This window comes from Massilia hydrophila, from assembly GCF_020208145.1.
In the GTDB taxonomy this organism is placed as follows: domain Bacteria; phylum Pseudomonadota; class Gammaproteobacteria; order Burkholderiales; family Burkholderiaceae_D; genus Telluria; species Telluria hydrophila.
Genome location: NZ_JAHYBX010000001.1, coordinates 600463 through 623666, shown reverse-complemented (window position 1 = coordinate 623666; position 23204 = coordinate 600463). Strand labels below are relative to the sequence as shown.

The window sequence follows — 23204 nt, the reverse complement described above, 5'->3', positions numbered from 1 at the left end:
CGCCGTCCCGCCTACTCGGCCACCGCCGGGGTGTTCAGGTTGAGCTGCGTGCGCACCGGATCCTCGACCTGGCCGGCCTTCGGGCTGTGGCGCGCGGATTCCTGGCGGTCCAGGTATTCCGGGGTCACGTCGCCGGTGACATACACGCCGTCGAAGCAGGATGCCTCGAAGTTGGTCAGGGCCGGGTTGACGTCCGAGATCGCTTTTTTGAGCGCATCGATGTCCTGGTAGACCAGGCGGTCGGCCGTGATTTCCCTGCACACTTCCTCGACCGTGCGGCCGTGGGCGATCAGCTCGTCGCGGGTCGGCATGTCGATGCCGTACACGTTCGGGTACAGCACCGGCGGCGCGGCCGAGGCGAAGAACACCTTGCGCGCGCCGGCGTCGCGCGCCATCTGCACGATCTCGCGGCTGGTGGTGCCGCGCACGATCGAATCGTCCACCAGCAGCACGTTCTTGTCCTTGAACTCGGAGGCGATCGCATTGAGCTTCTGGCGCACCGATTTCTTGCGCATGCCCTGGCCCGGCATGATGAAGGTGCGGCCGATGTAGCGGTTCTTGATGAAGCCTTCGCGGTACTCGACGCCCAGCTTCAGCGCCAGCTGGATCGCGGCCGGGCGCGAGGAATCGGGGATCGGCATCACTACGTCGATTTCCTCGACCGGGATCTCCTGGCGGATCTTGTCGGCCAGGTATTCGCCCATGCGCAGGCGGGTCGCGTAGACCGAGGCGCCGTCGATCACCGAGTCGGGACGCGCCAGGTACACGTATTCGAAGGCGCACGGGTTCAGCGAGGGGTTCTCGGCGCACTGCTGCTGCGACATGTTGCCGTCGTTGTCGATGAACACCGCCTCGCCCGGCGCGATGTCGCGCACGAAGCGGAAGCCCAGGCCTTCCAGCGCCACCGATTCGCTCGCCACCAGGTACTCAAGGCCGGCTTCGCCCTCGTTCACGCCCAGGCACAGCGGCCGGATGCCGAACGGATCGCGGAAGGCCAGCATGCCGTGGCCGGCGATCTGCGCCACCACCGCGTACGCCCCGCGCACGCGGCGGTGCACCGCGGCCACCGCCTTGAACACGGCGTCCTTGTCCAGCTTGTAGCCGTCGGCCGCTTCCTGGATCTCGTGCGCCAGCACGTTGAGCAGCACTTCCGAATCGGAATCCGTGTTGATGTGGCGGCGGTCGTTGCGGAACAGCTCTTCCTTGAGCTCGGCCTGGTTGGTGAGGTTGCCGTTGTGGGCCAGCGTGATGCCGAACGGTGCGTTCACGTAGAAGGGCTGCGCTTCCTCTTCGCTGGACGAGCCGGCGGTCGGGTAGCGGCAATGGCCGATCCCGGTATTGCCCTGCAGCGAGCGCATGTTGCGGGTACGGAACACGTCGCGTACCAGGCCATTGGCCTTGTACATCGAAAACATGCTGCTGTGATTGGTTGCAATGCCCGCAGCGTCCTGGCCGCGGTGCTGCAGCAGCAGCAATGCGTCATAGAGAAGCTGGTTGACGGGATTGTGCGAGACGACGCCGACGATGCCACACATGGTGCGCTCCTAGAACTGGACTGCGTGATTACAAGAATGTCAAAACGAATCTAAAAATGGATGTGCTGCGCCAGTGCAGCAGGAAGGAAAGGTTTCACCGTACGCGCCCCGGTTTCCGCCATTGGCGAGAGCAGCGCGTTCCTCCAGAAATCCTGTTGCGGGATGGCAGTCATCCCGCACAATATGACGGCGCTCAGCACGATTACAATGCCGCGCGCCAGGCCGAACAGGCCGCCCAGGCCACGGTCCGCCAGGCTCAACCCGGTGGCCGTGATCAGGGCGCCAATCGCCAGCGATAGCAGGCCCATCAGTATCCGAACACCCAGGAACAGGATGATGAAGGCCGCGATCAGGCGCGCCGTCTCGCCCGGCAGCAGCCCGGGCAGCAGGGGCGCCAGCTGCGCGCCGTAGGCGTTGGCCACCACGAAGGCCACGATCCAGCCCAGCAGCGACAGGATTTCCTTCACCAGCCCGCGCAAGGTGGAAATGATGACGGACGCGCCCAGCACGAACAGCACCAGGTAATCGAAAATCGTCACGCCCCGCGCACCTTCCCGTTCAGAGCGGCATCAGGCTGCCGGACAGGCCCATGCCGATGAGCTTCGAACGGATCTTCTCGCCTTCTTCCTTCGTGTACGGGCCCACGCGCACCCGGATCAGGGAACCGGATTTCTCGGTGAACGAGGACACGCCGGCCGCGCGCAGGCGGCCCTGCAGTTCCTCGACCTTTTCCTGGGTCGCCAGCGCCGCCACCTGCACCACGTATTTCTGGACCGGGCCGGCCGCGCTGGCCGGCTTGCCTTCGAGGATGGCGATGGCGCGCGCGGCATCGTCCTGGCGCGGGCGTGCTTCCGCCGGCTTCGGCTCAGCCGGCTTTACTACCGGCTTCTTCGCTTCCTGTTCGGCGAGCCTGGTCGGGGCCTCGGCCTTCGGTTCGCGCTTCGCTTCGGGTTTCACCGGCTCCGGCTTCACCGGCACAGGCTCCACCGCTTCGGCAGCCAGCTTCGGTTCCGGCTTCGTCGCCGGGGGAGCAGGAATCTCGAGCGTGCGCAGGGGCGGCGGATCGGCCGGCGCCGGCTCGGTGGCCTCGGGCTCGACGATCTCCTCGCCGCTATCGACGCTGGCGGCGACCGGCACCGGCAGCGGCGCGGCCTTGTCCTTGGCAGGAATGTTGATGGCGATATCGGCGCCGAGTGGCTGGGGCCCGGAATCGAGCAGCATCGGCAAGCCGACCGCGGCCGCCAGCGCCAGCGCGATCGCACCGACCAGGCGGCGGCGGGCGCGCTTCTTTTCGGGGAGGATGGGGTCGGCGCCACGTCCGCGGCGCGCGCCGTCGCCGGCGTGCGAGGCGCGCTTGGCGCGGGCCTGCTGGCCATAGGCGGCATCGTCGTCCTTGACGAAATGGCCGCTGTCCCGGACCGTGTCTTGCCTGTTTTTGCTACCGAACGAGAACAAGCCCATGCGATTCTAGAGTCAGTGTAGAGAGGATTTGCGGGCCGCCATCACGCCGGCGACCGTGTAGAACGAGCCAAAGACCACAATTCTATCATTCTCCCCTGCCCGGCTCACGGCGTTTGCATAGGCCTCGGCCGGCGTGGCGAAGGCGGTCACCGAGAACTCGCCTTCTTTCGCGCCGGCCGGCGCCAGCGCCGCCAGCCTGTGCGCCAGCTGCTGCGGGTCGCTCGCGCGCGCCGAAGGCAGCCCGCACACGCACCAGTGGTCGACGATGCCCTTCAGCGGGGCGATCACGGCGTCGATGTCCTTGTCTTCCATGATGCCGAACACCGCATAGGTGTAGCGGTGGAAGCCCATGTTGCCGAGGTTGTGGGCCAGCGCGGCGGCGGCGTGGGGGTTATGGGCCACGTCCAGCACCTGGGTCGGGCGCCCCGGCAGCACCTGGAAGCGGCCCGGCAGCTCGACCATGGCGAGGCCGGCGCGCACTTCCTGGGCGCCGCAGGGCAGCTGCAGGCGCAGCACTTCGAGCGCGGCCAGCGCGGCCGAGGCGTTGAGCAGCTGGTTGGCGCCGCGCAGGGCCGGATAGGCCAGCGCGTTGCGGCGCTGGGTGCGACCGCCGTAGCTCCACTGCTGCTGGTCGCCCTGGTAGTTGAAGTCGCGCCCCAGCAGCCACAGGTCGGCGCCGATGTCCTCGGCATGCTTGATGAGCGTTGCCGGTGGCACCGGATCGCTGCAGATAGCGGCCTTCCCGGGCCGGAAGATGCCCGCCTTCTCGAAGCCGATCTGTTCGCGGGTATCGCCCAGGTAGGCCGTATGGTCGATGTCGACGCTGGTGACGATCGCCACGTCGGCGTCGATCACGTTGACGGCGTCCAGGCGTCCGCCCAGGCCGACCTCGAGGATGGCCACGTCCACGCCGGCATGCGCGATCAGGTGCATGATCGCCAGGGTGGTGAATTCAAAATAGGTCAGCGGCACCTCGCCGCGCACGCGCTCGACCGCCTCGAAAGCCTGCACCAGCGCGGCGTCGCTCGCCATCTCGCCGTTGATGCGGGCACGCTCGTTAAAGTCGAGGAAGTGCGGCTTGATGTACAGGCCGACGCGGTAGCCGGACTGCAGCAGCACGGTTTCCAGCATGGCGCAGGTCGAGCCCTTGCCATTGGTGCCCGCTACCATGATCACGGGGCAATCGAAGGCCAGCTGCAGGCGCTCCTTGACGGCGCGCACGCGGTCCAGGCCCATGTCGATGTGGGTTTCGGCATGGCGCGACTCGAGCAGCGCCAGCCAGTCGGGCAAGGTGGTCGGGAGAGGTGGCATTGGATGAACTTCGGTATGCGTGCGGAGAGCACGGGTGCGGAGGCCGAGGCGTCCGCACCGGATGGGAGGTTAAGCTGTCACTCAGGCCAGCGCGTCGGCGGCCTGGTTTTGCAGCAGCGCCAGCAGGCGGGCGATTTCTTCGCGCATCTTGCGGCGGTCGACGATCATGTCGACGGCGCCCTTCTGCACCAGGAATTCGGCCCGCTGGAAGCCTTCCGGCAGCTTCTCGCGCACGGTGTTCTCGATCACGCGCGGGCCGGCGAAGCCGATCAGGGCTTTCGGCTCGGCGATGACGACGTCACCCATGAAGGCGAACGAGGCCGAGACGCCGCCCATGGTCGGGTCGGTCAGCACCGAGATGAAGGGCAGCTTTTTCTCCGACAGCTTGGTCAGCATGGCGGTGGTCTTGGCCATCTGCATCAGCGACAGCAGGCCTTCCTGCATGCGGGCACCGCCGGTGGCGGTGATGCAGATGAAAGGCACCTTCTGTTCCAGCGCCACCTGGGCGCCGCGCACGAAGCGCTCGCCGACGACCGAACCCATCGAGCCACCCATGAATTCGAATTCGAAGCAGGCGACGACGACCGGCAGGCTCATGATCGAGCCGCCCTGCACGATGAGGGCATCGGTTTCGCCGGTGGCGTCCATGGCCTGCTTGAGGCGGTCCGGGTATTTCTTGCTGTCCTTGAACTTCAGGGTATCGACCGGCAGGGCTTCCTGGCCGATGTCATAGCGGCCGCCCTCGTCGAGCAGCGCATCGAGGCGCTCGCGGGCGCGGATGCGCATGTGATGGTCGCACTTGGGGCAAACGTGCTGGTTGGTTTCCAGGTCGGCGCGGTACAGCACCGATTCGCACGACGGGCACTTGACCCACAGCCCTTCGGGCATGGTCTTGCTCTTGGCGGCATCGGAGCGCTGGATCCGTGGGGGCAGCAGTTTTTCTAGCCAACTCATCTTTTCTCCTTGCGGCAAGTCTTCGAAGTGGCGGTAGTGTAGCCGCAAGCGCCCCGCTTGTCGAATGATGTCGCCCCACCAATTATCTTCCTGCCAAGATTGGGGTCAGAGTCAAATTGCCGAGCAATTACCCGCGCTTCAAATAGGGTCAGAGTCGAATTATTGGGAAACTTTACAATCTTTCCCAACTATTCGACTCTGACCCTTATTGTTAATGGACGTCGGTAGTGGTGAATTCGAAGCCGCCGATCTTGCTGGCGACGAGGTTGTACACCCAGGCGCCCAAGGCGGTGAAGATGAAGCCGAAGACGGTGTACAGGACCGGCATCAGGACCAGCATGCCGAGCGAAAACCCCTGGCCGGATGCCATGGCCGGGATGGCCATCAGCAACACCATCGGCACCGACAGCACCAGGTAGATGACCGCCATGACCTTGGCGGATTGAAGAATGGAAACGTTGACGATCTGCTTTTTCATGGCGTGCCTGGTGGGTTGATTGACGGATTGCTACCTCACCAATGTAACCCAGGCCGTGGCATTCGGGAATGCCCCGGCGACATCCCATTCATGGCGCGTAAAACGGGACGCCGCGCAGGCGCCCCGTTTCCAGCGAGCTCAGGCGTCGAGCGCGCTGCGGATGCCGGAGGTAAAGGCGCGCACCGCCTCAACCGCCCCTTCCCGCGGCACCGATTCCAGCTCCTGGATGATGCGGCTGCCGATCACCACCGCATCCGCCACCTGCGCCACCGCGCGCGCCGTGGCGCCATCGCGGATGCCGAAACCGACCCCGATCGGCAGCTTGACGTGCTCGCGGATCGCGCCCACCCGGCGCGCCACGTCTTCCGTATCGATGCTGCTCGCCCCGGTCACGCCCTTGAGCGAGACGTAGTAGCTGAAGCCGCTGCCGTAGCGCGCCACCTGCTGCACGCGCTGGGTGGTCGAGGTGGGGGCCAGCAGGAAGACCAGGTCGAGGCCGTTCGCGCGCATGGCCTCGGCAAAGGCTGCGCACTCTTCGGGCGGATAGTCGACCACGATCGCGCCGTCGGCACCGGCTTCCTTCGCGCAGCGGATGAAGTTGTCGGGGCCGATGCGTTCGATCGGGTTGGCGTAGCCCATCAGGACCACCGGGGTCGTCGTGTTCGTCTCGCGGAATGCGCGCACGAAGCCGAACACGTCGTGCAGGCCGACGTTGAACTTCAGCGCGCGCTCGCAGGCGCGCTGAATCACCGGGCCTTCGGCCATCGGATCGGAAAACGGCACACCCAGTTCGAGGACGTCGGCGCCGCCCTCCACCAGGGCGTGCATCAGCGGCACGGTCAGGTCGGGACCGGGGTCGCCGGCGGTGATGAAAGTGACCAGGCCGGTCTTGTTCTGCGCCTTGAGGGCGGCAAAGGTCGATGCAATACGGGACATGCTGTTCTATCCTTTAAAAGTTCACGAAGCTGCGGGAAGACGGTTAGCTGAAATCCAGCCCCATCCTCTGCGCCACCGTGTGCATGTCCTTGTCGCCGCGGCCCGACAGGTTGACCAGGATCAGCTGGTCCTTCGGCAGCGTGGCCGCCAGCTGCGTCGCGTAGGCGATCGCGTGCGAGGATTCCAGCGCCGGGATGATCCCTTCGATGCGGCAGCAGTCGTGGAAGGCCGCCAGAGCCTCGTCGTCCGTGATGGTCACGTACTGCGCGCGCTGAATATCCTTCAGCCAGGCGTGTTCCGGTCCCACGCCCGGATAGTCCAGGCCGGCCGAGACCGAGTGGGTCTCGATGATCTGGCCATTGTCGTCCTGCAGCAGGTAGGTGCGGTTGCCGTGCAGGACCCCCGGGATGCCGGCGCTGAGCGAAGCCGCGTGCTTGCCCGACTCCATGCCCTCGCCCGCCGGCTCGACGCCGACCAGCTTCACGCCCGGTTCGTCGATGTAGGGATAGAAGATGCCCATGGCGTTGGAGCCGCCGCCGACGCAGGCCAGCACGTAGTCCGGCTGGCGGCCGGTCATGGCCGGCATCTGGACCCGGCATTCCTCGCCGATCACCGACTGGAAGTCGCGCACCATCATCGGGTACGGATGCGGACCGGCCACGGTGCCGATGATGTAGAAGGTGTTCTCGATGTTGGTGACCCAGTCGCGCATCGCTTCGTTGAGCGCGTCCTTCAGTGTCTTCGAGCCGGATTCCACCGGGACGACGGTCGCGCCCAGCAGTTTCATGCGGTAGACGTTCTGCGCCTGGCGCTTGACGTCCTCGCTGCCCATGTAGACCACGCATTCCATGCCGAAGCGGGCGCAGATGGTGGCGGTGGCCACGCCGTGCTGGCCGGCGCCGGTCTCGGCGATGATGCGCTTCTTGCCCATGCGGCGCGCCAGCAGGGCCTGGCCGATCACGTTGTTGATCTTGTGCGCGCCGGTGTGGTTCAGGTCTTCGCGCTTGAAGAAGATCTGGGCGCCGCCGAGCTGTTCGGACCAGCGCCGCGCGTGGTACACCGGCGACGGACGGCCGACGAAGTGGGCCAGTTCGTAGCGAAATTCTTCGAGGAAAGCGGGATCTTGCGAATAGCGCGCGTAAGCCTCGTTCAGCTCGGCCAGCGCATGCGACAGGGTCTCGGCGACGAAGCTGCCGCCATAGGGGCCGAAGTGTCCGGACCCGTCGGGCAGCTGGTAGCCGGTATTCTTGAACAGCGGAGCGTTTCCGCTAGGACGATCTTTCATGATGGTTCTCACTCGAATGGATGGCGTCGGCGGCCCGCACGGCCTTGATGAAGTCATCAATCCTGCGGGCATCCTTGATGCCCTTCTGCGCTTCGACGCCACTGCTGACGTCGACCGCGAACGGGCGAACACGTAGCACCGCGTCAGTCGCGTTTTGTACGTTCAAGCCACCACTCAAAACGACCCGAGGCGCGAGCTCTTTTGGGACGAGAGACCAATCGAATGCCTTTCCTGCGCCGCCGTAGGCGTCTACCCAGGTGTCCAGCAACAGGCCGGAAAACCAGGGACTGGCGGCGCGGTATCTACGTTCGTATTCTAGCAGTTCATCCGGGCTTGTGTCCGGCCTGACCCGGAAGGCTTTCACGAACGGACGCTGGACCGCGGCGGCCAGCGTTGCGCACGCTTCGACCGTTTCATCGCCGTGGAACTGGATCAGCGCCAGCGGCGCCGCCGCAGCGACCGCCCTCACCTCGTCCAGCGTCGCGTTGACGAACAGCGCGACCGCGCTCACATAGGGCGGCAGTGCCTGGCACAGGTCGGCCGCCTGCTGCGGCGTGACGTAGCGCGGGCTTTTGGGGTAGAAGACGAAACCGAGCGCATCGGCGCCGGCATTGACGGCCGCGCGCAGGTCTTCCTCGCGGGTGATGCCGCAGATCTTGATACGGGTGCGTTGCATGACGATCCTCGAACTTACAGCCAGGGCAAGGGGTGCGCGGGTTCCTGGGGCAGGCCCCACTTGGGATCGTAATCGATCCTGGCGAGATACAGGCCGTCCGGCATGAAGGTCGGCGCCGCGACGTCGCGCGAGCGGCTCTCCAGCACCTCTTTCATCCAGTCCGGCTCGTTGCGGCCGGTGCCCACGTAGATCAGCGAGCCGACGATGTTGCGCACCATGTGATGGAGAAAAGCGCTGGCGCGTACCGTGAACACGAGCACGTCGCCGTAGCGCCGGATGCTCACCTCGTGCATCTGCTTGACCGGCGAATTGGCCTGGCAGCCGGAAGCGCGGAAGGCCGAGAAATCGTGCTCGCCGATCAGGTGCTGGCCGGCCTGCACCATGCGCTCCACGTCCAGCGGGCGGAACACCCAGCCGGCCCGGCCGGCCAGCAGCGCCGACGGGTTCGGGTGGTTGTACAACACGTAGTGATAGGTGCGCGCGCGCGCCGAGAAGCGTGCGTGGAATTCGTTGCCGTCCGCATCGGGCGCGACCTCGTGGGCCCAACGTACCACGATCGAATCGGGGAGGAAGGCATTCACGCCGCGCACCCAGCTCTGCATGGCGCGGTCCAGTTCGGTGTCGAAGTGGACCACCTGCTCGATGCCGTGCACGCCGGCGTCGGTGCGGCCGGCGCAGGTGGTACTCAGGGGCGTGCAGGCGAAGCGCTCGAGAGCGATCTCGAGCCGGTCCTGGACCGTGTTGCGCGCCGGCTGCTTCTGGTAGCCGTTCCAGTCGGTGCCGACATACTGGACACCCAGTGCGATGCGCCTCACGCGAGCAGGGAGCGCATTGCGCTGGCCTTGCTCACCTGTTCGCTGTTGCCACCCTTGATGACTTCATCGAGCAGCTCGCGAGCGCCTTCCTTGTCGCCGATTTCCTGGTAGGCGAGAGCGAGATCGAGCTTGGTTTCCATTTCCATGAGTTCCGGCGACAGCGCCGCCGCTTCCAGTGCGGGTTCGGACGCCGCGCCTGACGCTGGCGCCGCCGGCATGTCGAGGGCAGGCAGGTCGAGGTCGATGTCGGCCAGGTCGAAGGCCGCGTCCTTCGGTGCCGGGGCGGATGGCTCGGGCAGCGCGAACGGATCGTCCAGCGCGCTGCCGGCGGGCGCGGCGTCGAACTCGAAAGGCGCCAATGGTGCCGGCGCGGCCGGGGCAGCGGTCGTGCTGGACGGATCGCCGAAGTCCATGGCATCGAGGTCGAACAGCGGATCCGCGGCTGCCGGCACTGCCGGCGCCGCCGCATTGTCAGGGCTGAGCTGCTCCAGCATCTGGTCGTGGAAAGGCGTCGCCTCGGCCACCGCGCTGGCCGCGGCCGGCGTGGCCGGCTGGCCGAAGTCCATCATGTCGAGGTCGAACAGCGGATCGTCCTCGGCCGCCGCGGGCACCACGTCCTCCTCCACCGCTGGCAAGGGCGGCAGGTCGAACTCGGCGGCCAGGCCGGCCAGGTCGATGTCGGTGTTCGGCGCGGCCGCGTCCACCGCCGCGTCCACCGGTGTTTCGGCCGGCGGCGCGCCAGCCGGCGCTTCCGGATCGGCGAAACTCATGTCGAAGGCCAGGTCGAAGGGCTCCTCGGCGGACGGTGCCGGCGCCGGCGCCTCCTGCAGGTCGGCTGGAGTGACGGGGTCGAGCACGAAATCGAGGTCCGGCACGGCGGTGTCGTCGCTATCCGAAGCCTGTTCCGGCTCGCCCGCGCCCACCGGCTCGAAACTCAGGTCGCCCAGGTCGAAATCGAGCGCGTTGTCGTCGTGCGCCGTGTCCTGCGCCGGCACGGCGGTCGCGTCCTGGGCGTCGTCCAGGTCGGCCGCCGACATCGCATAGGCCGCGCCGACCGCCGGCGCGCCGCCGCGGAAGGCGTCTTCGAGTTGCTTCGACAGCAGCGACTGCTGGTCGCGCTCCTGCGGGCTCTGGACGGGCGCCACCGGGGCCACCCCGGCGCCGCCGGCGTACAGCGGATTGGACGGATCGATGCCCAGGCCAAGCGCGGCCGCCTGGGCCCACTCGTCGCCCTGGCCACGGGTCAGGCCAAACAGCTCGCTGGCCTGGGCCTCGAAGGCGCGCAGGTCCTTGCGCGCAGCATAGATCTCGAGCAGCTTGAGGCGCACCGGATGACGTTCCGGATGGGTGCGCAGCGCCTCCTTCAGGATTTCCTCGGCCTGGGCATCGCGGCCATAGGCGATATACACGTCGGCTTCGGCGACCGGGTCGACTTCATTGGTATCGAGCTGCGAGGCGGAGGGCGCGAAGCTCGAGTTGAACACGCTGTTGCTGGTATCGACGCTCTGGCCGCCCGTTTCCGAGTACAGCGAGTGCGCGGCCTGGCCCGGCACGCCCAGCACCGAGGGCTCGGCCACCACCGGGCGCGCCTCCTCCTGGCGCTTCTTGCGGCGCTGCGAGATGCCGAGTGCCGCCAGCAGCAGCACGATGGCGCCGCCGGCGACGTAGTTGATGTTGTCCATCAGGGTGTCGGCGAGCCCCTTCTCTTCGGGAGCAGGCGCCTTCGGCTTGGCGCTGGCGGCGGGCCTGGCCGGCTTTACCGGCTTGGCGGGCGCGGGGGCGGCTGCCTCGGCGTCGCTGCCGGCGTCGGCGCCGGCGGCGGCCGCATCCTGCGCCTCGCTGCCGGCCCGGCTCTTCACCGTCATCATCTGTTCCAGCTCGCTGACGTTGCGCTCGAGTTCCTTCACCCGCTCCTGGGCCTGTGCCAGCTCGCGTTCGCGCGCGATCGCGTCCTCGGCGCTGGCGGTGTCGCCGCCCGTACCGCCGGCCGCCTGGGTGGCTTTCGACAGGCGCAACTGGTCCTGCGCTTCCCTGGCCGCGGTCGGGCCTTCCTCGACCTTGGCGGTGATCCTGCCGGACGCGCTCTGGCCGGCCTGCGGCGTGCGTTGCGGCGCCGCGTTCGCGACCTGCCCCGCCAGCTTGTTGCGGTAGGCATTGAAGTCGGCGGCGTGGGCGACGACCACGCCGCGCGCTTCGGCTTCGCCACCGCCGCTGCGCATGGCATCGGTAGCGGGCACCGCCAGGATCTGGCCCGACTTCAGGCGGTTCATGTTGTTACCGATGAAGGCATCCGGATTGGCGCGGTACAGGGCCACCAGCATCATGTCGAGCGAGATGTCGGCGGGCTTCAGTCGCGCCGCGATCTTGCCGAGGGTGTCGCCGCGCCGTACGCGGTAGCTGGAGGGCGGCTGCGCCGCTGTTGCTGCCGCTGCGCTTGCCGCCGCGGCGGCGCGCGGCGCCGGTGCCGCCGTGTCGCGCCGCGCCTCCTGGGATGCGGCCGGCGCCGCCGGCGCTTGCGGCGCCGGTCGCGCTGGCGCCGCCGGCGCGGCCGGACGCGCGTCGAGCGCGGCCTGGGCCGGCTGGGCGGCGCGCAATTCGGCCGGGTCGAGCAGGAAGGTGTATTCGCGCACCAGGCGGCCGCTGTTCCAGGACAGCTCGATCAGCATGTCGACGAAGGGCTCGTTCAGCGGCTGGCCGGAACTGACGCGGATATAGGGGCGTCCGGCGCGCTGTTCGACGCTGAAGCGCAGCGACAGCAGCGCCGGGTTGAATTCGATGTTGGCCGTGCGGAAGGCTTCCGGGGAAGCCAGCTTGACGGCCATGCTGGACACGTCTTCGCCAGCGGTCGTCGTCAGTTCGATCTCGGCGCGCAGCGGCTGGCCGAGCGCCGACAGCACCGTCAGCTTCCCGAGGCCCGCGGCATGCGCGGCAGACGACAGGAGCACGGCACTGGCCACAGCCGCGGTGACCGCTTTCAGCGCTGGTGCCATGAACGGAGGACGATGTGGAAAATGCATAGTGGACAGTGAAGACAGTTGGCCAAAGAAAGTTGACTGTAGGAAAGGCGATTTCCCGGGTGTCCCAACATATCATCATGCCTTGGAGCATGCAAGCATCCCGCATGCATCGCCACGCCTGCGGCAAGCGATCTGTGGCCAGAATGCGCGGCGCCGGCCCCGAATGATAGCGTTTGACTACCAGCGCTTAGCAATATGGCAGCAGGTATGGCAAGCCTGCCAATGGCGGATGCCTGGCCGCGGGCGCGGCCAGGAGAAAGCGCTTTAACGGTCCAGTACGATGCGCAGCATGCGGCGCAGCGGCTCGGCCGCGCCCCACAGCAGCTGGTCGCCAACGGTGAAGGCGGACAGGTAGTCATTCCCCATCGCCATCTTGCGCAGGCGGCCGACCGGGATGCCCAGCGCACCGCTCACGGCGGCCGGCGACAGCTCGCGCATCGAGGCTTCGCGCGTATTCGGCACCACCTTCACCCACGCGTTGTGGGAGCCGATGATGTCCTCGATCTCGTCGAGCGGAACGTCGCGGGTGAGCTTGATGGTCAGCGCCTGCGAATGGCAGCGCATCGCGCCGATGCGCACGCACAGGCCGTCCACCGGAATCGGCTGCGTGCCCGCGAAGCCGGCGCCGCGGCCGAGGATCTTGTTGGTCTCGGCGCCGGCCTTCCACTCTTCCTTCGACTGGCCGTTGCCCAGGTCCTTGTCGATCCAGGGAATCAGGTTGCCGGCCAGCGGCACGCCGAACTGCTTCGTTTCCTCGGGCGACAGGCCGTGCTGGGTGGCCAGCACCGTGCGGTCGATCTCGAGGATGGCCGAGGCCGGGTTGTCCAGCAGCGGCCTGACGGTGCCGTTGATGGTGCCGAACTGGGTCAGCAGTTCGCGCATGTGCTGGGCGCCGCCGCCGGATGCCGCCTGGTAGGTCATGGAGCTCATCCACTCGACCAGGCCCTGCTCGAACAGGCCGCCCAGGCCGATCAGCATGCAGGACACGGTGCAGTTGCCGCCAATGTAGTTCTTCACGCCGCGCGCCATGGCGTTCTTGATCACGGCTTGGTTGACCGGATCGAGCACGATGACGGCGTCGTCGTTCATGCGCAGGGTCGAGGCGGCGTCGATCCAGTAGCCGTTCCAGCCGGCCGCGCGCAGCTGCGGAAACACCTCGGTGGTGTAGTCGCCGCCCTGGCACGAGATGATGATCTCGCACTTGGCCAGCTCGGCGATATCCAGCGCGCTCTTGAGCGTGGTCTCGTTCTTCGCCATCTTCGGCGCGGCGCCGCCCGGGTTCGAGGTAGTGAAGAACACCGGCTCGATATGGTCGAAATCGCCCTCTTCCTGCATGCGCTGCATCAGGACCGAGCCCACCATGCCACGCCAGCCAACCAGGCCTACTAATTTCATCATCGTCTTTCAGGTATAAAAATGGATTGAATTTCCGCTTAACGCATCAGCCCAGCGCCGCGACGACAGCGTCGCCCATGTCGCTGGTGCCAACCCGGCGCGTGCCCGGCTCGTGGATGTCGGGCGTGCGCAGGCCCTGGGCCAGCACGCGCTTGACGGCGTCCTCGATGCGTGTGGCCTGCTCGGCCAGGCCGAAGCTGTAGCGCAGCATCATCGCCGCCGACAGGATGGTCGCGAGCGGATTGGCCACGCCCTGGCCGGCGATGTCCGGCGCCGAGCCATGCGAAGGCTCGTACAGGCCCTTGCCGGACGCATCCAGCGAGGCCGAGGGCAGCATGCCGATCGAGCCGGTCAGCATGGCGGCCGCATCGGACAGGATGTCGCCGAACATGTTGCCGGTGACGATGACATCGAATTTCTTCGGCGCCCGCACCAGCTGCATGGCGGCGTTATCGACGTACATGTGTTCAAGTTCGACGTCCGGGTAGTCGGCGTGCACCTCGGTGACGACGTCACGCCAGAACTGGAAGGTTTCCAGCACGTTCGCCTTGTCCACGCTGGTCACGCGCCGCCCGCGCTTCCTCGCCGCCTGGAAGGCGACGTGGGCGATGCGGCGGATCTCGCCGTCGGCGTAGCGCATCGTGTCGAAGCCTTCGCGCTGGCCGGCGAAGGGCCCGTCGGGACAGGTACGCACGCCGCGCGGCTTGCCGAAATAGATGTCGCCGGTGAGTTCGCGGATGATCAGGATGTCCAGCCCGGACACGACCTCGGGCTTGAGGGTGGACGCGCCGGCCAGCTCCGGGTACAGGATGGCCGGGCGCAGGTTGGCGAACAGGCCGAGTTCGCGCCGCAGGCCGAGGATCGCCTGTTCGGGGCGCAGCGCGCGTTCCAGCGTGTCGTAGCGGTAGTCGCCGACGGCGCCGAACAGCACCGCGTCGGCCTGGCGCGCCAGCTGCAGGGTGGCCTGCGGCAGCGGATGGCCATGGGCGGCATAGCCGGCCCCGCCCACCTCGGCGCGCTCCATCTCGATGCCTTCGCCCAGCGCCTGCAGCACCTTCACCGCTTCGTCCATGATTTCGGGGCCGATGCCGTCGCCCGGCAGGATCGCGATCTTCATGCGCGCTCCCCGATCGTGTTGGCCAGCCAGGGCTGGGCCGCCAGGTGGCGCGCTTCGAAAGCGCGGATCTCGTCGGCGTGGCGCAAGGTCAGGCCGATGTCGTCCAGGCCCTTGAGCAGGCAGTACTTGCGGAAGGCGTCGATCTCGAAACCGTAGGAGATGCTGCCGTCGCGGGTGCCGATACGCTGCTGCTCCAGGTCGACCACCAGGCGAAAGCCCGGGTTCGCCGCCACCGTCCGGAACAGGCCGTCGACCTCGACTTCCGACAGCACGATCGGCAGCAGGCCGCTCTTGTAGCAGTTGTTGAAGAAGATGTCAGCGAAGCTGGGCGCGACGATGGCCTTGATGCCGAATTGCTGCAGGGCCCAGGGTGCGTGCTCGCGCGAGGAGCCACAGCCGAAGTTCTTGCGCGCCAGCAGGATCGAGGCGTCCGCGTAGCGCGCCTGGTTCAGCACGAAGTCCGGGTTCAGCGGACGGGTGCTGCAATCCTGGCCCGGCTCGCCGTGGTCCAGGTAGCGCCACTCGTCGAACAGGTTCGGGCCGAAGCCGGTGCGGCGGATCGACTTCAGGAACTGCTTGGGAATGATGGCATCGGTGTCGACATTGGCGCGGTCGAGCGGCGCCACCACGCCTTCGTGTACGGTGAACTTGTCCATGGTCGCTACGCCTCCCGTTTACTTGCCGCCGGCGCTGGTGACGACCTGGCCGACCTTCTGCACGTCGCGGCCGATGCCGGAAATGGTGTTGCAGCCGCTCAGGACGATGGCGGCGAGGACGAATGCGAATGCTTTTTTCATGATGTTCCTAATTCGGTACAACGGATTGCGTGGATCGGTTCAGAGGGCGCGCACGTCGACGAAGCGGCCGGCGATGCCCGCCGCCGCCGCCATCGCGGGCGAGACCAGGTGGGTGCGGCCGCCCTGGCCCTGGCGGCCCTCGAAGTTGCGGTTCGAGGTAGAGGCGCAGCGCTCGCCCGGTTCGAGGCGGTCGGCGTTCATCGCCAGGCACATCGAGCAGCCCGGCTCGCGCCATTCGAAACCGGCATCCTTGAAGATGCGGTCCAGGCCTTCGCGTTCGGCTTGTTCCTTCACCAGGCCGGAGCCCGGCACCACCATCGCCAGCTTGACGCTGGCCGCGCGCCGGCGGCCACGCACCACCTCGGCGGCGGCGCGCAGGTCCTCGATGCGCGAATTGGTGCAGGAACCGATGAAGACCTTGTCGATCCGGATGTCTTCGACCAGGGTGTTCGGCGCCAGGTCCATGTAGGCCAGCGCCTTCTCGATCGCGTCGCGGCGCACGGCGTCGGGCTCCTGGCCGGGATCGGGCACGCGGCCGTCCACCGATATCACCATTTCGGGCGAGGTGCCCCAGGTGACCTGCGGGAGGATCTCCGCTGCGTCGAGCTCCACGACCGTGTCGAACACGGCGCCTTCGTCCGAGTGCAGGGTGCGCCAGTAGGCGACCGCTTGGCTCCACTGCTCGCCCTTGGGCGAGAACGGGCGGCCTTTGACATAGTCGACGGTGGTATCGTCCACCGCCACCATGCCGGCGCGCGCGCCCGCTTCGATCGCCATGTTACAGACCGTCATCCGGCCTTCCATCGACAGCGCGCGAATCGCCGAGCCGCCGAACTCGATGGCGTAGCCGGTGCCGCCGGCAGTGCCGATCTTGCCGATCACGGCCAGCACGATGTCCTTGGCGGTGACGCCCGGCCCGAGTTCGCCGTCGACCTGCACCAGCATGGATTTCGATTTCTTGGCCAGCAGCGTCTGCGTAGCCAGCACGTGTTCGACTTCCGAGGTGCCGATGCCATGCGCCAGGCAGCCGAAGGCGCCGTGGGTAGACGTGTGCGAGTCGCCGCAGACCACGGTCATGCCGGGCAGCGTGGCGCCCTGCTCCGGGCCGATCACGTGAACGATGCCCTGGCGCTTGTCGTTCATGTCGAAGTAGGTCAGGCCGAAGCTTTTCGCGTTGGCGTCCAGGGTCTCGACCTGTAGGCGCGAGGTGGCGTCCAGGATGCCGTGGGCGCGGTCGGTGGTCGGCACGTTGTGGTCGGCCACGGCGAGGTTGGCGGAAGTGCGCCATAGCCCGCGCCCGGCCTCGCGCAGGCCTTCGAAGGCTTGTGGGCTGGTGACTTCGTGCACCAGGTGGCGATCGATGTAGAGGACCGTGGTGCCATCGGCGTCGGCACGCACGACATGGGAATCCCAGAGTTTGTCGTAGAGCGTTTTTTGCATGGTCTGTCCGGTGAAGGCGGCCCCGCGGCGATGCCGGGACGGGGTGGATTTTGATTATGCCATAATTGTGCAGTGCCGCACCAAGCCGGGGCGACGCATTTTCCTGCCAAGGGAGTCGTATTCGTGCAAATTTAATTTGCATGAATAACCGGCAATGCAAATAAAAAAAGCCTGAGCGGGGTGACTCAGGCTTTTGTATGCGAATTTGCTGCACTGTGGCGAAGGATTTGGCTTGCGCACTGCGGAAACCACGTATGGGCCGCTTTCGTGGGGTGGACGGGTTGGCCGCCCACGCGCTGAAGCGACTGAGTCGGCTGAAGATCAGCCGCGTCGCTGCTCCTCCCGGGTTCGAACGCGCGGGCAGGACCTGCCCACCCTGCGAAGGCGCTTACGCTGCCAGGCGCACGTTGCTGCGGCACCCGTCCATCAGGAAGGACAGGCCCACCACCAGCACCAGCTCGCCCTCGGCCGAACGCGCGGTACCGGTGATGCCTTCGACCGACAGCGCGGTCATCGGCTTGATCACCAGGTCCGCCGTGCCGTCGACGGCTTCCACCGCCAGGATGTAGGGCTGGGGCGCGTTGACGACGATGCCGACCCGTTCCGAGCACGCTTCGTAGCCAAGCGCCAGGGCCAGCGAGCGCACCGGAAGCGGGCGGCCCTGATCCTTCAGGACCGGAGCGCCGCCCACGCACTGGAACTCTTCCGGCAGCTCGACCACGCGTTCGACCACGGCCATCGGCAGCGCCAGCGAGGCGCCCGAGGTCGAGACCAGCATGGTCGGCACGATGGACAGTTCGATCGGCAGGCGGATCGCGAAGCGGGTGCCCGCGCCCAGGGTCGATTCGATCCGGATCGCGCCGCGGTTCTTCTCGACCGCGGTCTTGACCACATCCATGCCCACGCCGCGACCCGACACCGAGGACGCCACTTCCTTGGTCGAGAAGCCCGGCAGGAACACCAGCTGGTAGGCGTCGTCGTCGTTGGGGGCGCCGTTCTCGCCGATCAGGCCCTTGTCGATCGCCTTGCGGCGCAGCTTGACCGGATCCATGCCCTTGCCGTCGTCCTGCAGCACGATCATGACGCTGTTCGCTTCCTGCCAGGCTTTCAGCAGGATGAAGGCCTTGGCCGGCTTGCCGGCGGCGACACGGTCCTCCGGCGACTCGACGCCGTGGTCGAGCGCGTTGCGCAGCATGTGCACAAGCGGGTCGTACAGGCTGTCCACCACGACGCGGTCGACCTCGGTCTCGGCGCCTTCGATGGTCAGCTCGACGTCCTTGCCGAGATCCTTGGCCAGCTCGCGCACCAGGCGCGGGAATTTCTGGAACAGGCGGCCCACCGGCTGCATGCGGGTCGCCAGCGTGGCGCGCTGCAGTTCGGCCGAGTAGCGCGAGGCGCGTTCCAGGGTCTCGGTGAGCGTGGCCATGAGCGCGGCAGCCGGACCCTCGAACTTGAACTGCTGCAGGCGCTCGAGCAGCACGGCGGCCTGGTTGGCGGCCTGCACCGATTCGCCCGCCACTTCCAGCAGGGCGTCCAGCTTGACCGCGTCGATACGGATGCTTTCGTCCTTGGCTGGCGCGGCGGCGGCGCGCGCATCGGCGACCTTGTCGTTCTGGCGGCGATCGATGCCATCCCAGCCGCCCTGTTTCGCCGCCGGCGCGGCCGGCGCGGCTTCGGCGGCAGCGGCGGCCACCGGTGCCGCAGCCGGCGCGGCGCTCCCGGACGTGGCGGGAGCCGCAGCTGCCGCGATCGCGGAAGCGGCAGGTACCACCGCGTTGTACATGCCGATCCAGTCCAGTCCGTCCCCACCCACCACCGGCGCGGCCGGCGCAGCCGCAACCACGACGGCAGGGGCGGCCACGACCGGGGCAGGCGCGGCCGCCGGCGCCGGTGCGCCCGCGCCCTTGCCTTCGATCGCATCCTTCAGGATGCGCTCGAGCGCTTCCGGCATCGAGGCCAGGCCTTCCGGCGGCGTGCCGTTGTTCAGGTCGTTCAACTGGTCGGCCACGAAGCCGGAAGCTTCGAGTGCGGCCTCGATCGCCAGTGGCGTCACCGGCGCGGCGCCGGTGCGCAGCGCATCGAACAGGTTCTCGGTGAGGTGGCAGGCGGCGACCAGTGCGGGCAGGCCCATGAAGCCCGCCCCACCCTTGATGGTGTGGAAGGAACGGAACACCGCGTTCAGCGTTTCCTTGTTGTCCGGATCGCGTTCGAGGCGCAGCAAATGTTCTTCAACATTTACTGCAAGGTCCATCGCCTCGACGACGAAGTCCTTGAGCATATCGTCCATTAGAACCCCAGATCGGCCAGAAGATCGTCAACGCTGTCCTGGTTCAGTGCCGTGTCCGGCACCGACGGGCCCTGCATCAGCGGCGCGGGCGCTGGCGGGACTTCCTTCTTCGCCAGCTTTTCCTTCAGGTCGGCCGGCGCGTTGTCGCGCAGCAACTGGGCCAGTTCCGATTCGACGGTCTGGGTGATCTTGACCACTTTCTTGATCAGCTGGCCGGTGATGTCCTGGAAATCCTGGGCCATCATGATCTCGAGCAGGCGGGCCTTCTCGGCTTCGGTGGCTTCGTTGACGGTGGCGGCGAACTGGCGCGCGTCGCCCGCCAGGGCCTTGAACTCATCCAGGCTGAGCTTGCCCGAGAACAGGTCGGCCCAGCGGCTTTCCATGTCCTTGGCCTGCTTCGACAGCAGGTCCTGGGCCGGCATGCCTTCGTCCAGGGTGTTCAGCACCTTGTTGGCGGCCTGCTCGGTGAGGGTTGCGACGTATTCCAGGCGGTCCTGGGCGTCGACGATGGCCGACGAGGCCTCGGTCAGCGCCTTGTCGTAGCCGAGTTCGCGCAGCGAATCGTGTAGCAGGCGCACGATGCCGCCGAGGCGCTCGTACATGCCGTGCTCGCCATCACCGCCAGCGGCCGCGGCTGCCCCCGGATCGGCCGCCTCCACGGCCGCCGCTGCGGGCGCCGCGACGCTGGCTGCGGCTACCTGGTCGAACAGGGATTCGAGGTCGTCTTCGTCAGCCACGACGGCGACCGGCTCGGGCGCCGGGGCGGCGGGAGCATTGGCGCGCTGCGCCGCCACTTCCTCGAATAGTGCGTCGAAATCGTCAGCGGCGTCGGTCATAATCCCTGCTTCTCCATGAATATATAAGTTCGCAATGCGCTCTTGCGTCGGTATTGGATGCGTCCATCCGGCCGCGCCCTGGCGCCGTCAAGGATGGTGAAAATCTGCATGGGAGTGTAGCAGTGTGGTTGCCGTAGGTAAATCTCAGAGACTGAGACACAACAAAATGGACAGCGAAACTTAATTCCGCGACAATTAAACAGCTGGGTTCCTGAATATTTACGCAAGTTAGGTGTTGTTTTTCGTAACGTAAGTGCCGTTGACATCGTTTCTTGCGACCCGGTCGCGGTTTCGAAAGTTTGACCGGGATCAAGAGCTTGAGTTTTTGCAATGACGGCCGCGACCGCGACGTTCCAGAATGGCGTGGCCCTTGGAGGAATGACCATGTACCGCAAAATCCTGATCACCACCGATGGCTCGGCCGTCTCGCAGCATACGGCCTGCGCCGGCGTCAAGTTTGCACGGCAGATGGGCGCCGAAGTACTGGCCCTGTTCGTCGCGCCCGACTACCAGTATCCGGTGTATGTGGAAATCATCCCGCCCTCCTACCCCAGCGAAGAGGAATACCTCGCCCAGATGCGCCGCATGGGCGAGGAATACATGGGGAGGATCATGCGTTCCTGCGCCAGTGCCGGCCTGCAGCACAGCTGCATGACCGCGTATTCCGACAACGCCGCGCTGAAGATTGTCGAGGTCGCCGAGCAGGAAGGCTGCGACCTGATCTTCATGGGTTCGCACGGCCGTAGCGGCTGGGGCCAGCTGCTGCTGGGCAGCGTGACCAACAAGGTCCTGTCGCACACCAGCAAGCCGGTGCTGGTGCACCGCCTGATCAGCGAACCATCGCCAGACGGCCACGACACGCCGCCAGCGCCGGGTGCCGTGCCCGGCTAAAGTGGGACGAATTGCCGGCAATCCTGTGTTAGCCTGCCCAAGCCCAGTCGCTGCCACCTGAAGGAAGCATCCATGATACGCATCGTAATTGCCGACGACCACACCATCATGCGCGAGGGCCTCAAGCGGATCCTGGACGGCGCCGCGGATATCGCCATCGCCGGAGAAGCGACCAATGGCTTCGAAGTCCTGGCGCAGGTGCGGCAAGGGGGCTTCGACCTGCTGCTGCTCGACCTGTCGATGCCGGGCCGCAGCGGCGTCGACCTGATCCGCCAGGTGCGCAGCGAAGCGCCCAAGCTGGCGATCCTGATCCTGACCATGCACGAGGAAGAACAGTACGCGGTGCGCGCTATCCGCGCCGGTGCCCAGGGCTACCTCACCAAGGAAAGCGCCGGCACCCAGCTGGTGGGCGCGATCCGCAAGGTCGCTTCGGGACGGCCCTATATCAGTACCGAAGTGGCCGAGCAGCTGGCGCTGAACATCATGGCGCCCAGCGAGCAGCTGCTGCACAAGCAGTTGTCGGACCGGGAATTCGAGGTCTTTTCCCACCTTGTCGGCGGCAAGTCGATTACCGAGATCGCGCACGGCCTGCACCTGTCGGTCAAGACCGTCAGCACCCACAAGACGCGCATCATGCAGAAGATGGGCATGAGCTCGCTTTCGGAAATGGTGCAATACGCCGTGGCCCACCGCCTGCTGTCACCCATGAAAGCCTAGGTCAATCGAATTAGACAAAAAACCGCCGGTTTGGTGCCGGCGGTTTCTTTTTTGCGTTGCCTCCTCGCCACTCGCCAACGCTGCCGCGCGCCCGGCTTGCATGCCACTTCTCCTCTACAGGCTAGCGATCGACGTCAGAGTATTCCTACAGAGCGATCATCCGTCCTACCTACATATTCAGCACTTGCTGATATCCGAGCCGGACTCGTGTTGGCATACTGAATTCAGCGTTTCGACTTGCTTGCGATCCAAGTCCCAGTGAGCCAGCCTGCGGCGGGGCCTTAGCCTCCACCGCGGTGCCTGCGGCTCCACCCCGTGGTCGCCGCCTGAAACCCAGTCTTTCACCGGAGATGAGCATGCAGTCCCAGCCAACGTCAGAACAACGCAACCTCACCCAGCCCACCCTGCATACCCCCATGGAAGCCGGCCGCCAGCGCCAGGGGCGCCTCTGGTCGAACCTGAAGGAAGTCTGCGACCTGCTGCGCATTCCCGCCAGCGTCTCGGTCACATCCGAGGAACTCCTGTTCCAGCACGTGCAATTCAAGACCGGACAACGCGTGCACACCATCGGCCAGGCGTTCGACACCCTGTACATCGTGAATTCGGGTTTCCTGAAGACCGTGCTCATCGACGAATTCGGCAACGAACAGGTGCTGAGCTTCCCCATGAAGGGCGACATGCTCGGCGTGGATGGCATCCATACCCGCCACTACGCCTCGGAAGCGGTGGCCCTGTCCGACTGCGACCTGATCCTGCTGCCGTTCAAGAAGCTCACCGCCCTCGGCCGCGTCCACGCCGAACTCGAGAACATGATGTACGGCGTCATGAGCCGCGAACTGGTGCGCGAGCAGACCATGATCGGCATGCTGGGCGCGCTGTCGGCCGAAGCGCGCGTGGCACGCTTCCTGGTCTCGCTGGCGGACCGCTTCGCCGCCATGGGTTATTCGAGCAAGCTGTTCAACCTGCGCATGACGCGCCACGAGATCGGCAGCTACCTGGGCCTGACCCTGGAAACCGTGAGCCGCACCTTGTCGGCCTTCAATGAAATCGGGCTCATCACCGTCGACCAGCGCACCATCGGCATCAAGGACGCCGACGCGCTCAAGACCCTGCGGCGCCTGCCCCCATCGCGCTCGCGCACCAAGGGCGCGCGCCAGAAGGCGGAAAGCGAACTGCCGGGTGACGACCAGGTCCTGGCGACGGCCTGAACGACCAGCCAGGAAAGAAACGGCCGGCCTCCCGATGGGACGCCGGCC

At 66.5% G+C, this 23204-nt stretch carries 21 protein-coding genes; 3 read left to right on the top strand and 18 right to left on the bottom strand.

The window, feature by feature from the left end; genetic code table 11:
- Positions 1-11: 11 nt before the first annotated feature.
- The 18 genes from purF to LE190_RS02665 all read right to left on the bottom strand — a co-directional run bounded on the left by purF (position 12) and on the right by LE190_RS02665 (position 20340).
- A complete protein-coding gene (gene purF / locus LE190_RS02750) occupies positions 12-1535 on the bottom strand; it encodes an amidophosphoribosyltransferase (protein WP_225237274.1) in 1524 nt (507 codons plus the stop codon).
- Positions 1536-1585: 50 nt separating this feature from the next.
- On the bottom strand, positions 1586-2074 hold the full coding sequence (locus tag LE190_RS02745; RefSeq protein WP_225237273.1) for a CvpA family protein: 489 nt from the start codon (positions 2072-2074) through the stop codon (positions 1586-1588).
- A 19-nt stretch (positions 2075-2093) separates the two neighbouring features.
- Positions 2094-2996 carry an SPOR domain-containing protein gene (locus tag LE190_RS02740; RefSeq protein ID WP_225237272.1) on the bottom strand — a complete coding sequence of 301 codons (903 nt, stop codon included), beginning with the start codon at positions 2994-2996 and terminating at the stop codon, positions 2094-2096.
- Positions 2997-3008: 12 nt separating this feature from the next.
- Positions 3009-4307, bottom strand: a complete 1299-nt coding sequence (gene folC / locus LE190_RS02735; RefSeq protein WP_224942862.1) for a bifunctional tetrahydrofolate synthase/dihydrofolate synthase — start codon at positions 4305-4307, stop codon at positions 3009-3011.
- Positions 4308-4388: 81 nt separating this feature from the next.
- Positions 4389-5261 carry an acetyl-CoA carboxylase, carboxyltransferase subunit beta gene (gene accD / locus LE190_RS02730; protein ID WP_224942865.1) on the bottom strand — a complete coding sequence of 291 codons (873 nt, stop codon included), beginning with the start codon at positions 5259-5261 and terminating at the stop codon, positions 4389-4391.
- Between the two features lie 211 nt (positions 5262-5472).
- On the bottom strand, positions 5473-5739 hold the full coding sequence (locus tag LE190_RS02725) for a hypothetical protein (RefSeq protein WP_224942868.1): 267 nt from the start codon (positions 5737-5739) through the stop codon (positions 5473-5475).
- A gap of 138 nt (positions 5740-5877) precedes the next feature.
- The gene (gene trpA, locus LE190_RS02720; RefSeq protein ID WP_225237271.1) at positions 5878-6675 is read right to left on the bottom strand and encodes a tryptophan synthase subunit alpha; all 798 of its coding nucleotides are present in this window, start codon (positions 6673-6675) and stop codon (positions 5878-5880) included.
- Between the two features lie 43 nt (positions 6676-6718).
- A complete protein-coding gene (trpB, locus tag LE190_RS02715; protein ID WP_225237270.1) occupies positions 6719-7960 on the bottom strand; it encodes a tryptophan synthase subunit beta in 1242 nt (413 codons plus the stop codon).
- Positions 7944-8660 carry a phosphoribosylanthranilate isomerase gene (locus tag LE190_RS02710; RefSeq protein ID WP_267875295.1) on the bottom strand — a complete coding sequence of 239 codons (717 nt, stop codon included), beginning with the start codon at positions 8658-8660 and terminating at the stop codon, positions 7944-7946. Before LE190_RS02710 ends, trpB begins: the two co-directional genes overlap by 17 nt.
- Positions 8651-9451, bottom strand: coding sequence for a tRNA pseudouridine(38-40) synthase TruA (gene truA, locus LE190_RS02705; protein WP_225237268.1), 801 nt, complete (start codon positions 9449-9451; stop codon positions 8651-8653). The genes LE190_RS02710 and truA overlap by 10 nt, the downstream gene beginning before the upstream one ends.
- Positions 9448-12396, bottom strand: a complete 2949-nt coding sequence (locus LE190_RS02700; protein WP_225237267.1) for a FimV/HubP family polar landmark protein — start codon at positions 12394-12396, stop codon at positions 9448-9450. Before LE190_RS02700 ends, truA begins: the two co-directional genes overlap by 4 nt.
- Before the next feature lie 336 nt (positions 12397-12732).
- Complete coding sequence (gene asd, locus LE190_RS02695; protein ID WP_225238041.1) at positions 12733-13863, bottom strand: aspartate-semialdehyde dehydrogenase; 1131 nt, start codon at positions 13861-13863, stop codon at positions 12733-12735.
- Positions 13864-13909: 46 nt separating this feature from the next.
- Complete coding sequence (leuB, locus tag LE190_RS02690) at positions 13910-14980, bottom strand: 3-isopropylmalate dehydrogenase (RefSeq protein WP_225237266.1); 1071 nt, start codon at positions 14978-14980, stop codon at positions 13910-13912.
- Positions 14977-15636 (bottom strand): 3-isopropylmalate dehydratase small subunit, encoded by a 660-nt coding sequence (leuD, locus tag LE190_RS02685; RefSeq protein ID WP_225237265.1) that lies wholly within the window; start codon positions 15634-15636, stop codon positions 14977-14979. The genes leuB and leuD overlap by 4 nt, the downstream gene beginning before the upstream one ends.
- A gap of 18 nt (positions 15637-15654) precedes the next feature.
- Entirely contained in the window at positions 15655-15777 is a 123-nt protein-coding gene (locus tag LE190_RS02680; RefSeq protein WP_225237264.1) for an entericidin A/B family lipoprotein, read from the bottom strand.
- Positions 15778-15816: 39 nt separating this feature from the next.
- Positions 15817-17217 (bottom strand): 3-isopropylmalate dehydratase large subunit, encoded by a 1401-nt coding sequence (gene leuC / locus LE190_RS02675; RefSeq protein ID WP_225237263.1) that lies wholly within the window; start codon positions 17215-17217, stop codon positions 15817-15819.
- A 388-nt stretch (positions 17218-17605) separates the two neighbouring features.
- On the bottom strand, positions 17606-19504 hold the full coding sequence (locus LE190_RS02670) for a chemotaxis protein CheA (protein ID WP_225237262.1): 1899 nt from the start codon (positions 19502-19504) through the stop codon (positions 17606-17608).
- A complete protein-coding gene (locus LE190_RS02665) occupies positions 19504-20340 on the bottom strand; it encodes a protein phosphatase CheZ (RefSeq protein WP_225237261.1) in 837 nt (278 codons plus the stop codon). The genes LE190_RS02670 and LE190_RS02665 overlap by 1 nt, the downstream gene beginning before the upstream one ends.
- Positions 20341-20724: 384 nt before the next feature.
- On the opposite strand from LE190_RS02665, the gene LE190_RS02660 reads away from it, so the two are divergent.
- The 3 genes from LE190_RS02660 (at position 20725) to LE190_RS02650 (ending at position 23156) form a co-directional block, all read left to right on the top strand.
- The gene (locus LE190_RS02660; RefSeq protein WP_225237260.1) at positions 20725-21231 is read left to right on the top strand and encodes a universal stress protein; all 507 of its coding nucleotides are present in this window, start codon (positions 20725-20727) and stop codon (positions 21229-21231) included.
- Positions 21232-21303: 72 nt separating this feature from the next.
- Positions 21304-21948 carry a response regulator gene (locus LE190_RS02655; RefSeq protein ID WP_225237259.1) on the top strand — a complete coding sequence of 215 codons (645 nt, stop codon included), beginning with the start codon at positions 21304-21306 and terminating at the stop codon, positions 21946-21948.
- Between the two features lie 416 nt (positions 21949-22364).
- Positions 22365-23156 (top strand): Crp/Fnr family transcriptional regulator, encoded by a 792-nt coding sequence (locus tag LE190_RS02650; protein ID WP_224942915.1) that lies wholly within the window; start codon positions 22365-22367, stop codon positions 23154-23156.
- Positions 23157-23204: the final 48 nt, after the last annotated feature.

Coding starts and splice junctions, on each gene's coding strand:
- LE190_RS02650 (WP_224942915.1), top strand. CDS start 22,365: ATGGAAGCCGGCCGCCAGCGCCAGGGGCGCCTCTGGTCGAACCTGAAG.
- leuD (WP_225237265.1), bottom strand. CDS start 15,636: ATGGACAAGTTCACCGTACACGAAGGCGTGGTGGCGCCGCTCGACCGC.
- LE190_RS02670 (WP_225237262.1), bottom strand. CDS start 19,504: ATGGACGATATGCTCAAGGACTTCGTCGTCGAGGCGATGGACCTTGCA.
- LE190_RS02655 (WP_225237259.1), top strand. CDS start 21,304: ATGATACGCATCGTAATTGCCGACGACCACACCATCATGCGCGAGGGC.
- trpB (WP_225237270.1), bottom strand. CDS start 7,960: ATGAAAGATCGTCCTAGCGGAAACGCTCCGCTGTTCAAGAATACCGGC.
- purF (WP_225237274.1), bottom strand. CDS start 1,535: ATGTGTGGCATCGTCGGCGTCGTCTCGCACAATCCCGTCAACCAGCTT.
- leuB (WP_225237266.1), bottom strand. CDS start 14,980: ATGAAGATCGCGATCCTGCCGGGCGACGGCATCGGCCCCGAAATCATG.
- LE190_RS02660 (WP_225237260.1), top strand. CDS start 20,725: ATGTACCGCAAAATCCTGATCACCACCGATGGCTCGGCCGTCTCGCAG.
- accD (WP_224942865.1), bottom strand. CDS start 5,261: ATGAGTTGGCTAGAAAAACTGCTGCCCCCACGGATCCAGCGCTCCGAT.
- LE190_RS02740 (WP_225237272.1), bottom strand. CDS start 2,996: ATGGGCTTGTTCTCGTTCGGTAGCAAAAACAGGCAAGACACGGTCCGG.
- LE190_RS02680 (WP_225237264.1), bottom strand. CDS start 15,777: ATGAAAAAAGCATTCGCATTCGTCCTCGCCGCCATCGTCCTGAGCGGC.
- LE190_RS02665 (WP_225237261.1), bottom strand. CDS start 20,340: ATGACCGACGCCGCTGACGATTTCGACGCACTATTCGAGGAAGTGGCG.
- LE190_RS02725 (WP_224942868.1), bottom strand. CDS start 5,739: ATGAAAAAGCAGATCGTCAACGTTTCCATTCTTCAATCCGCCAAGGTC.
- folC (WP_224942862.1), bottom strand. CDS start 4,307: ATGCCACCTCTCCCGACCACCTTGCCCGACTGGCTGGCGCTGCTCGAG.
- leuC (WP_225237263.1), bottom strand. CDS start 17,217: ATGCAAAAAACGCTCTACGACAAACTCTGGGATTCCCATGTCGTGCGT.
- trpA (WP_225237271.1), bottom strand. CDS start 6,675: ATGTCCCGTATTGCATCGACCTTTGCCGCCCTCAAGGCGCAGAACAAG.
- asd (WP_225238041.1), bottom strand. CDS start 13,863: ATGAAATTAGTAGGCCTGGTTGGCTGGCGTGGCATGGTGGGCTCGGTC.